Origin of the sequence: Bittarella sp. HCP28S3_D9 (assembly GCF_052065655.1) — a bacterium.
GTDB classification, from domain to species: domain Bacteria; phylum Bacillota; class Clostridia; order Oscillospirales; family Ruminococcaceae; genus Bittarella; species Bittarella massiliensis.
The window spans coordinates 56,467-66,707 of the sequence record NZ_JBQHTP010000016.1 but is presented as its reverse complement, the minus strand read 5'-3'; the positions used below and the strand labels follow the sequence as shown (position 1 = coordinate 66,707).

5 protein-coding genes, 1 tRNA gene and 2 rRNA genes are annotated in these 10,241 nt (G+C 61.6%); 6 read left to right on the top strand and 2 right to left on the bottom strand.

The features are described from left to right. Together ACTNAU_RS09475 and rrf are read left to right on the top strand one after the other, a co-directional pair. Positions 1-84: ribosomal RNA gene (locus tag ACTNAU_RS09475) — 23S ribosomal RNA — on the top strand; the annotation flags it as partial. A gap of 65 nt (positions 85-149) precedes the next feature. Continuing rightward, positions 150-266: ribosomal RNA gene (gene rrf, locus ACTNAU_RS09470) — 5S ribosomal RNA — on the top strand. Positions 267-695: 429 nt separating this feature from the next. Here rrf and ACTNAU_RS09465 read toward each other — a convergent pair. Next, positions 696-767 (bottom strand) — tRNA-Glu (locus ACTNAU_RS09465). A 136-nt stretch (positions 768-903) separates the two neighbouring features. Beyond that, positions 904-1,122 carry a hypothetical protein gene (locus ACTNAU_RS09460; RefSeq protein WP_441098269.1) on the bottom strand — a complete coding sequence of 73 codons (219 nt, stop codon included), beginning with the start codon at positions 1,120-1,122 and terminating at the stop codon, positions 904-906. Between the two features lie 416 nt (positions 1,123-1,538). Here ACTNAU_RS09460 and ACTNAU_RS09455 point away from each other — a divergent pair, with 416 nt between their 5' ends. From ACTNAU_RS09455 to ACTNAU_RS09440, 4 genes are all read left to right on the top strand, one after another. Continuing rightward, positions 1,539-2,057, top strand: a complete 519-nt coding sequence (locus ACTNAU_RS09455) for a bactofilin family protein (protein WP_441098267.1) — start codon at positions 1,539-1,541, stop codon at positions 2,055-2,057. Positions 2,058-2,097: 40 nt separating this feature from the next. After that, positions 2,098-2,718 (top strand): bactofilin family protein, encoded by a 621-nt coding sequence (locus tag ACTNAU_RS09450; protein WP_441098266.1) that lies wholly within the window; start codon positions 2,098-2,100, stop codon positions 2,716-2,718. A 21-nt stretch (positions 2,719-2,739) separates the two neighbouring features. Continuing rightward, the gene (locus ACTNAU_RS09445) at positions 2,740-3,660 is read left to right on the top strand and encodes a polysaccharide deacetylase family protein (protein ID WP_441098265.1); all 921 of its coding nucleotides are present in this window, start codon (positions 2,740-2,742) and stop codon (positions 3,658-3,660) included. Positions 3,661-4,298: 638 nt separating this feature from the next. Further along, complete coding sequence (locus tag ACTNAU_RS09440) at positions 4,299-10,109, top strand: isopeptide-forming domain-containing fimbrial protein (RefSeq protein ID WP_441098264.1); 5,811 nt, start codon at positions 4,299-4,301, stop codon at positions 10,107-10,109. The last annotated feature ends 132 nt before the right edge of the window (positions 10,110-10,241 follow it).

The following is a 10,241-nucleotide window of genomic DNA, read 5'->3' as shown; positions in this document are numbered from 1 at the left end:
AAGACTACGAGGTAGATAGGCTGCAGGTGTACGCACGGTGACGTGTTGAGCTGGGCAGTACTAATCGGTCGAGGGCTTGACCTTGTGAAGCGGTTCTCATTCAGTCTATTCTTCTTTATTCAGTTTTCAAGCTGTATTTTTGCAGCACAGTTGGTGTTGATGGCGCGTAGGATCCACCCGTTCCCATCCCGAACACGGAAGTTAAGCTACGCAGCGCTGAAGATACTTGGCGGGAAGCTGCCTGGGAAAATAGGGCGATGCCAACACAAAAAAGACCATCCGAAAGGATGGTCTTTTTTGCTGCACTGCAATTGTTTCGGGCCGTGGTCTATTAAAGCGAAACGTCAGCTTGACGGACAAAGCGAAGAGATGTCAGGGCGGCGTGGGCGGTTTCCCGTGAGGGGCAGACCTGCCGGGCCAACTGATTTTATCGGCCCCTTTTCCCACCCTCCTGTGCCCTCCCTTGGCAGGAGGGGCTTTTTTGTACCTGCCAACAGGAGGAATTGGTGCTTGCGGGGGAGAAAGAGCGGATTTGAAGTGGGAAGAAATAGTGGATTTGACCGCTGTGGGGCAGGAGGGGCAGCGGGGATATGCCCAAAGAGCAGGTGAGAGCGGACGGCACAACGAGAGGAAAGACAGCAGCTTTGCCAGCCCATTTTTCAGCGAGGGGTGCTGCAGTGAAGGCAAGGACATCTTCAGCACTGGAGGATCGAACCCCCGTTACCGGCGTGAGAGGCCGGTGTCTTAACCGCTTGACCAACGGGCCGAGTCAATTGCGAAGCAATCGCCTTCGACACCACCTCAAAGTCTTAAAGACTTTGATTTTGCTCTGCCAAATGTGGCCCTCTTTGCGATTGGCCACCTCCATCCTCATCGGCATTCTGGGAGTTCTTTTTGCCCCTGTCACTGATCTCGTCCTTGCCCTTTGCCCTCTTCCGTTTTCCCAACACCCCAGAGGATGTCTTTGTCGGCAGTATCACCCATTTCACCATCATTTCTATTGCCTTTCTCCTCCATTAAAAGGCCTTTTCTGTATAATTTTAAGGGACAATAACCGACATTGTGCCCCATCGGGTTTTCAAAAATACAGGTTTGCTGGACATCCATGTAGATGGGGTTCACAATTTGTTTCAATAATAAGAAATATTGGATATTTTGACTGAAATATGCTTTACAAAAACTACCTGTATTGGTATTCTTATTAATATCAGTGGTTTAACAACTTGGCGAAAAACGGCGATTAAAAGGGCCAATTGATAGTGTCCTGTACTTTTTTGGGGGAGCTGGTTTGATAAGCCGGCTTAGTGAAAAATATGCTGTTTCCCCGCCAAAGTGCAGATGCGAACGGCTTCAACAGGGGCGTGTAGTGAGCAGTTCGCTTTTCCACTCGGCCGGGATGGCGGCGCGGGGTGGCAGTGGGAAATGCCTGTCGACGGCGCGCTGGAAATGATGGAGGAAGTAAAATGGAGATGGATCACAAGGGCAAAGGCCTTGAGAACGGTGGACAGCTGGGAGTAAAAGGTAAAATTGGCGTGCCGATGACCGGCGCGGAAAGCGGCTCGATCCTGGTGGAGGACGTATGGATCGAAGGGACGGTGCGCACCTCTTCACCGGTGCGGGTGATGGGACACATCAAAGGAGATTTGCTGGCAGAGGACCAGGTCGTTATCAGCGGCGACATTGAAGGCGACGTGAGCGGCCGGGAGATTTTCTTCGCCGGGGCCGCCATCCGCGGCGACGTCAAAACCGCCGGCACCATTCAGATGGACCGAGACACCGCGATCACCGGCGACCTGACCGCCCGCCGGGTGGAGATGACCGGCAGTGTCGAAGGCAACTTGCAGGTGGCGGAGACCTTGTTTATGGGGAAGACCGCCTCGGTGCAGGGCGATATCACTGCGGGCGCCGTCTCGATTGCCGAAGGGGCCGCCCTCAAGGGCCAAGTCGAGGTGCGAGGCCTGGCTGAGGAGTCAGAGCCGCCGGCACCGGGTGATGGGCCAACCGACGGGGAGGCCCCTTTGGACGTGGCGCCCGAGCCGGGCGAGAGCGAGGAATAGGGGTCGTCGCACGGGCGATGACGAGTGGAGGAAAGAGAACATGGGCAAGCAGCAAAACAATTTTAAACAGGCCATGGCAGAACTGCTCAACGGCCGAAACAGCGACCTTGTACAAGAGGGAGAGGGCCCGGCTGAACGGCCATCTGCCGCCCCGGTGCAGCCGGAGGAGCCGATGGCGCCAGTGGAGCGCCCCCAGGGTCTGCAGGCAGAAATCCCCGCCTGGGCAGGGCGCGGCGGCTCAGTGATTGCCGAGGAAATGACTGTTGAGGGCAAGTTGTGCACCGACTCCCCCCTGCAGATCCGGGGACGAGTCAAGGGCAGTGTTTCCGGGCGGGGCAATCTGCTCGTCAGCGGCGGGGTCGAGGGGGATGTACAGTGCGGCGAACTGCAGTTGCAGGGGGCCAAGGTGCTGGGGAACATCCAATCCAGCGGAGCGGTGCGCATTGACGCCCAGGCGGTGGTGAGCGGCGATGTGGCCGCCGGTGAGTTGGAGCTGGCGGGGAAGATCAAGGGCAACCTGCAAATCGAGGGGACAGCTGTGTTGGGCAGTTCGGCTGTGCTCATCGGCGATCTGCGGGCGCACCGCCTCTCCATTGCCGAAGGCGCAGTGCTGCAGGGCAGTGTGGAGGTCACCGGCGGCCTGCAAGACGCAGCGTTTTAAGGGACTGACAGGGGAGCGGCAATGAAGAGAGAAAAGCGGGCCCAAAAGTATTGGGGCAGCGTGCGCTTTTACCGGCACCTGATTGTCGGGTCGGTATTGGGGGGTCTGCTCCTCTCCACCAGTCTGGCGGTGTTTTGGGGGGTGGAAAACCGCCAGCTGAAAAGTGCGGCCCCGGTCTCGGTGGAGCAGGAACGGGCCTTGGCCCCGATGCAAATGGTGTTGCCAGACGGGGCGGCAGCCGAGGGGGCAGAGATCGCCTATCAAAACGCCCACCCCGCCCTCTATGCCGAGAAGCGGGACTTTGCCTTCGCGCCCGACCGGGAGAAAACGGTCTATCTCACCTTTGACGATGGGCCCACCCAGCGCACCGGTGAGATCTTGGACATCCTGGACCGGTACGGGGTAAAGGCGACCTTCTTTGTGGTCTACCGCGACGACGAGGCGTCCAAGGAGATGTACCGCGAGATCGTGGCCCGGGGACACACCATTGGCGTTCACTCTGCCAGCCACGACTACGGGAAGGTCTACCAGTCGGTGGACAGCTACCTGGACGACTTTGACCAGATGTACCAGCAGATATACGAGGTCACTGGGGTGCGGCCAGATCTCTTTCGCTTCCCCGGGGGGAGTGTCAATGCCTACAATATGGACCTCTACCAGGAAATCATCGCGGAGATGCTGCGCCGGGGCTTTGTCTACTACGATTGGAACGTGGGCAGTGGAGACACCATGAGGGGGGCCACCGCCGGCACCATTGCCGACCGGGTGGTGGAGGGGATGCCCGAGAAGCGGGGCATCGTCCTCCTCCACGACAGCGCAAACAAGCTCCAGACAGTGCAGGCCCTGTCCCGGATCATCGAGCGGCTGCAGGGCCAGGGGTACAGTTTTGCCCCCCTGGACAGGACGGTGCGCCCCTGCACCTTTGCCTATAAACCAGAGTAGGGAGAGCCGATCTCCCAGACGCCGCCCGGCTGAAAGGGTTCAGCCGGGCGGCATTTTTTATCTGTCGCCAGCCGCGCGAGGCAGGGGGCAAAAGCACCCTTCCGCCCAGGGGCGACCGGCGAGGGAGGGGGGCTGGTGAAAAGAGGACTGACGAAAGCGAGTTTCTCCCTGGGGGGAGTGACAGATGAGGAGCTTGTAGCAGCTGTGAAACTGAGCGGTAAGGACTAAAAGAGAGCAAATGAGGACCTGTACGGCATAGCGACAGAGGGCAACGGCGCACAATATTTAAAATTAGGCGTTGTGCGCTTAAAAAAGCCGTTTCCTTATCTAAAATTTAGAAAAAGCAAAAAAGGGCAAAAAATAGGAGAGCAGAAAGGGCTTTAAAATTGGAGTTAAAAATGGAGAAAATACACAAGAACTGTGATAAAACCTTGACAATTTCGGGTGGGGTGCTAAAATAATAGATAAAGTTTAGTATAATTTTTCGTTCATGAAAAGCATTTCTTAATCCTGCTAAATTTGTATAGAATTTTGGCCAACTTGCCTATTGCAAGTTGGCTTTTTTGTCGTATGTATACAAAAAACAAAATTGAACGAAAAACCATAATTTTATAAAAAGCTCAGGAGAGGTGTAAAAGATGAAAAAACGCACAGCATCCATTGGCATTGCCCTGGCGCTGGTCCTCTCTCTCTTTATGCCGTTGATGCCGGTGACCGCAATGGCGGCCGGCGGCGATACGCCGACAGGAGAGGCGGGCGACGCGCCAGAGGGCTACCAGCCACCCCAGTATGAAAAGGGGAAAATCAACCTGGACGGCTACTACACGGTGGGCAGCGACGGAAAGCTGTCGCAGAAGCTGGAGTGGTCTTTTCCCTTTGAAAACCCCCTTCAGCCGGGACAGGGGCTGTCCGATCCCTCCCGCCCCTACGCCTACCAGCTCTGGCAGTCCAAAAGGGGCGCTGACGGCAGCTGGAGCAAGTGGGAGACCCGCTCCACCGTGGACGTGGACGACGCCTCCAACAAGGTGAAGGTGCTCAACATCTACCCGGGAAACGGCAACAACTTGAAGCAGTGGATGGAGAAGGACACCACCCCCAATCCCCTCACGGGGAACGCCGTGTCCTTTGGCATGGGACTCATCTCCGTTACAGCTGTAAATCTGGACAGTTTCAACGGCAACCCCAACAGCTACCTGAAAAATGCAGATGGCGTCTACCAGTACGACGTGCTGATGTTCGGCTCCTACGACAGCAACAGCTCCAAAGATTTAAGCGCAACTGGAGCAGAGGCTGTAAAGGAATTTTTGGCCACCGGCCGCGGCGTCCTCTTTGGGCACGACACGGTTCGCTATGACCACCCGAATTTCGGTGTGTTTGCGGGGGCCGACTACCTGAATTTCTCTGCTTTGGGCTCCTCCTGGTCGATGGATGCCAACGGCGGCAGCGATGTAAAGGTGGTCAACACCGGCTTTCTCACCAGCCGCCCCTGGGATCTGGAGGGGCGGACCCTGCACATCCCCGCCGCCCACGCCCTGGGTCAGGTCTCCGGCGGGCTCGATGTCGACGGCTCACTTCGCAACCAGGTGTGGATGAAGTTCTCCGACGCCGCCGGCAATCCCAAAGACGGGAAGGTCGACTATCGAGAGTCCACCCCCAGCGCCTACCTCACCACCAACGGCAACACCGCCATGATCCAGACGGGCCACTCCAACGGGGCGGCCACCGACGACGAGAAGAAGATCCTGGCCAACACCCTCATCTACCTGGCCCAGACCACCCAGAAAACCGACACGAAGGATATCTCCTTTACCGATGACGCCGCGCCGGACGCCCCCCAGGGCGAGGTGACCGGCATCGCCCCCAACGCCGACCTGACCGGCTACACGGCGCAGGTGACCTTGAGCGGTTCGACCGACAACGGCACCGACTACGCCTACCGGGTCTTGGGCATCCCCCAGAAGGAGCCCAACTCAGAGCAGGACAAGCAGGAGTACGTGAACATCTGGTCCAGCAGCTCCACCGACCCCACCGACCCCTCTGTCTTTCAGCAGACGGCCCTCTCCGGCCTCAAGGGGTATGTGGTCACCGGGGTGGACAAGAACAGCGCTGCGGCGGCCAAACCCACCGTGACCGAAGGCAATCTGCTCCGCGCCTCCAATGCGGGCGACAAGGTGGATTACACCACCGCCCAGCTGGTGCCGGGCGAGACCTACTACCTGCACGCCTTTGCGGTGGACTGGTCGGGCAATGTGAGCGGGGACCTGCTGCTGAAGATCAATGTGAGCGCGCGGCAGGTGAACTTTCACCGCAATGACGGCAGCGGCGGCAAAACCAGTACCCTTCTCGCCGGCGACGGCAAACCGGCCGGCTTTGTGGACGGCCTCTCCCGTGCGGGCTACGCTTTTAAGGGCTGGTATGAAAACGCCGAGGGCAGCGGCAGCGCCGTGACCCGGGACACCGTCTTTGAGACGATGCCCACGGAGCCGGTGGAGCTGTACGCCAAGTGGGTCAAGACCTGGCAGGTGACCCTGGGACAGCGCGGCGAGGGCGAGGTGCAAGCCGAGACGGTCAGCGGTGCGCCCAGCCCCTTTGAAGAGGGAAACGACGTGACCGTGACCTGGCAGCCCGCCCCCGGCTACCGGGTAAAGGGGGTGTGGTTGGACGACGTGCTGCTGCAACCGGACGGCAGCGGCAAGCTGACCATCCCCGCCATCGGCGCAGACCACCACGTGTTTGTGGAGTTTGAGCGGGAGAACAGCGCGGAGGAGCAGGTGTACTACAGCGTGGACACCATGCTCATCGGCGGCGGGAGCGCCAGCTCCATCACCCCCAGCCGGCGGCTGCAAAAGGACAGTTCCGAGACGGAGAACTACCAGGTGCGCTGGGAGGTGGCGCCCGGATACCGCGTCAAATCGGTGCGGGTGGACGGGGCCAACCGGCCCGACCTGGTGGATAGAGACAGCGTGACCTTTGCCCGGGTCATCAGCGACCACCGGGTCGAGGTGGAGCTGGTCAAGGAGGACGCGGCCCCCCTGTCCTACCGCGTGACCACCGAGCTGGTGGGCGGCCCGGGGAGCATCACCCCCTCGGCCTGGGTGCCGGCGGGCGGCGACTACGCGGTGAAGACGGTGTTGGGTGACAGCAAGAACTACGAGGTCAAGTCGGTCACGGTCTACGACGCCCAGGGCAACCAGGTCAGCAGCTTTGCGGTGGACAGCGCCGCCGGCAGCGCCGAATTGACCAATATCGGACAGGACTACCGGGTGGTGGTGAAGCTGGGCGGCAAGGAGCAGACCGGCGTGATCACCGTGCCCGAAGACGAGCTGATCCGGGTGAACACCTCCAAGGACGGGGGCGGCAGCATCTCGGAGTCGAAAGTCGTGAAGAAGGGCGAAAACTACACGGTGGAGTGGTCGGCCGAAGAGGGCTGGACGGTGCTGGAGGTGCAGGTCGACGGCGAAAAGACCTACTACCCCGAAGGGGGGAGCGCCCACCGGGCCGCCTACCGCAGCGGCCGCAGCAGCGGCAGCATTGTCATCGGCACCCCGGGGGCCTACCCCTTTGAGCAGATACAGGAAGACCACACCATCCACGTGACCTTTGTCAAGGAGAAATACGAGGCCCCTGCGGGGACTTTCAGCGTGCAGACCTCCATCACCGGGGACTGCGGGGCCACCATCACCGGGGGCAACGGCTCCCTCGACCCGGGCAGCGACTACCCGGTGCGTTGGACGGTGCCGGAGGGCTACCGGGTGGCGGGCGTGCTGGTCAACGGCGTCGCCCGGGACGACCTGCTGGAAGCCGGCGGATTGGCGATCACCGGCATCGACCAGAACTACCTCATCGAGGTGGCGCTGGAAAAGGCGGACAACAGCCAGCCGGAGAAGAAGGAACAGTACACGGTGGCCACCGCGGTGTACGGCCTGAAAGACGCAACGGCGGCCAACATGACCCCCACCACCATCCTGCCCAAGGGGGCAGATCACAGCGTGGGGTGGATGGTGCCCAGCGGCTACCGGGTGGAAAAGGTGGTCATTGACGGGGTGGAGAGCGCCGCCACCTCGGCCAGCTTCCCAAACATCGGGCGCGACCACACGGTGGAGGTCTATTTCGCGGCCGACAGCGGCTCCCAGCCCGACTTGCACCGGGTGAGCACCCAGGTCGTCGGCGGGCTGGGGACCATCACCGCCGGCGGCACGGTGGCCGATGGGGGCAGTTTCACTGTGGGCTGGGAGCCGGCGCCCGGCTACCACCTGGCCAGCGTCATTGTAGACGGTCAGGTGCGGGACGACCTGCTCACTGCCGACAGCCACACCCTGCAAAACATCACCGCCGACCACACGGTGGGGGTGGTCTTTGCCAAAGACGGCGAGAGCCAGGGCCCCGAGCACAGCGAGAGCGGCAGCTTTGTGGTGGAGACCGCCCAGGTGGGGGCGGGGAGCATCACCCCCACCGCCACCGTAAAAGAGGGGGCGGACCACACCGTGACCTGGCAGCCGGCCGAGGGCTGGCACGTCAAAGAGGTGCGGGTGGACGGTCTGGTCCAGCCCGATCTGCGGGACCAGACCGAATTTGTCAACATCGGCGCCAACCACAGGGTGGAGGTTGTCTTTGAGCGCGACGGCGGACCCTCCGACCCGGACGCCGACCCCCTCTACCGGGTGGATACGGCCATCGATCGGGTGAAGGGGACCATCACCGGCTCCGCCGTGCTGGAGGGCGGAAGCGACCACCAGGTGAATTGGCAGGCGGCCGAGGGGTACGAGGTCTACCGGGTGACGGTGGACGGAAAAGAGCGCCCCGAGTACGCCGGCAAGACGTCCGGCAGCCACGCCTTCACCGACATTCGGCAAAACCACAGCGTGGTGGTGGAATTCGTGCGGGTGGACAGGGTGCAGCCCGAACTGGGCAAAGGGGTTGTCAACGGCGACCGAACCGACGGTAACCAGTCCGGGGATCGGCTGACCTATACCCTGACGGCCAAGAACAACCAGCAAAATACCCTTTGGAAGGATGTGGTGATGAAAGACCGCATCCCCAAGGGGATGACCATCGACACCGACAGCATCTACCTCTCGAAAAACGGGGGAGAGCCGGTGCAGGTGGACGCCTCCTGCTATGACGCCGACACCCGGCTGCTGAGCGTGCCCATCGGCTCGCTGCTGGGGGGCGACGAGTACGTGCTGACCTTTGATGTGCTCATCAACCAGGTGGCCATTCAGCCGGGGGACCCGTCCGACCGGGATCTGTCCAACACCGCCCAGGCCGACGGCGACAACGGCAGCGCCACCTCCCCCACCGTGACCCCCAACGGGGACGGAAGCGCCCGCCCCATCCCCTACCCCAACGGGCACCTGGCCAAAGTTGCCGAAAACTTGACGGACGGCGGCGGCAAGGTGCAGGTGGGCGACCGGGTCCAGTACACCCTGCGGGCGGAAAACAGCCGCTACGGCTCGGTTTGGACCGGCGTCTCCATTGTGGACGCCCTGCCACAGGGGCTGGAAATCGACCTGGACAGCATCTACCTGACAGGGCCCGACGGCAGCAAAAAGGCCTTGGACGCCGGCGTGTACGACCCGGCCAGCCGCACCCTGGCGGTCTTTGTGGGCGACATCTACGGCGGCGAGCGGTACGAACTGGTGTTTGAGGCCACCATTGGCGCCGACGCCCTGGGCCGCGACATCGGCAACACCGGCGAAGCCTATGGCGGCCGCCCCACAGAGGACGGCGAGCCGGGCCATTGGGGCGGGTCGGAGGACTACCCCGACCAGCTGGGCGACCCGATCGAGCCGGGCGAATGGCCGGTGGAGGCAGACGAGCCCTCCACCAGCGAAAAGGTCTACCCGGGGACGGACGAGGAGGTCCTGCTGGCCGACCCCGACCCGGTGCTGGACAAGACGGTGGAACAGCCGGGCCGGCCGGGCGGGGACACCCATCTGGGCGACGCGCTGCTCTACACCGTGACGCTGGAAAACCCCACGGCATACTCGGAGTGGCGCAACGTCTCCATCTTCGACTACCTGCCCGCGGGGCTGAACCTGGATGAGGGGAGCATCCGCCTGACCTATCCGGACGGGCACACCGAAAAGGTGCCCTCCAGCTGTTACAACGCCTGGGAGCACACCCTCGAAGTGCAGATCCCTGTGCTGCGGGCGGGGGAGAAGTACACCCTGACCTACAGGACAATGGTGTACGACCCCAACGACGCCGAAATGCAGGAGAGCGGGGAGCTGGTGAACACCGCCGAGGCGGTGGGCACCGACCCGGACGGGAGCCGGGACAGCACCGGACCCACCGCCAGCGCCTCGGTGCGCTACCCGGTGGACGCCAAGAAGGGGGTCTACACCGGCGATGACAGCTGGCAGGCCGCTCTGCTCTGGGGGGCCATCGCCGCGGGTGCGGTGTGCTGCTGGGCTGCGGTCAGAAGGCGGGAAACCGGAGAGCTGTAGATCCCGCGCTGCTTGCGAAAAGTGAAAAAAGGGCTGGGGAGCGCCTGCTTCCCCAGCCCTTTTTGTGCGCCGTTGACAGAGTCCGCGCCGGCGGAGGAGAGGCGCGCGGCGACAGGATGAAGGGGGCTCCGG

Excerpts from the sequence above, each read along its gene's own strand:
- ACTNAU_RS09440 (WP_441098264.1), top strand. The coding sequence starts at position 4,299 with ATGAAAAAACGCACAGCATCCATTGGCATTGCCCTGGCGCTGGTCCTC.
- ACTNAU_RS09450 (WP_441098266.1), top strand. The coding sequence starts at position 2,098 with ATGGGCAAGCAGCAAAACAATTTTAAACAGGCCATGGCAGAACTGCTC.
- ACTNAU_RS09455 (WP_441098267.1), top strand. The coding sequence starts at position 1,539 with ATGACCGGCGCGGAAAGCGGCTCGATCCTGGTGGAGGACGTATGGATC.
- ACTNAU_RS09445 (WP_441098265.1), top strand. The coding sequence starts at position 2,740 with ATGAAGAGAGAAAAGCGGGCCCAAAAGTATTGGGGCAGCGTGCGCTTT.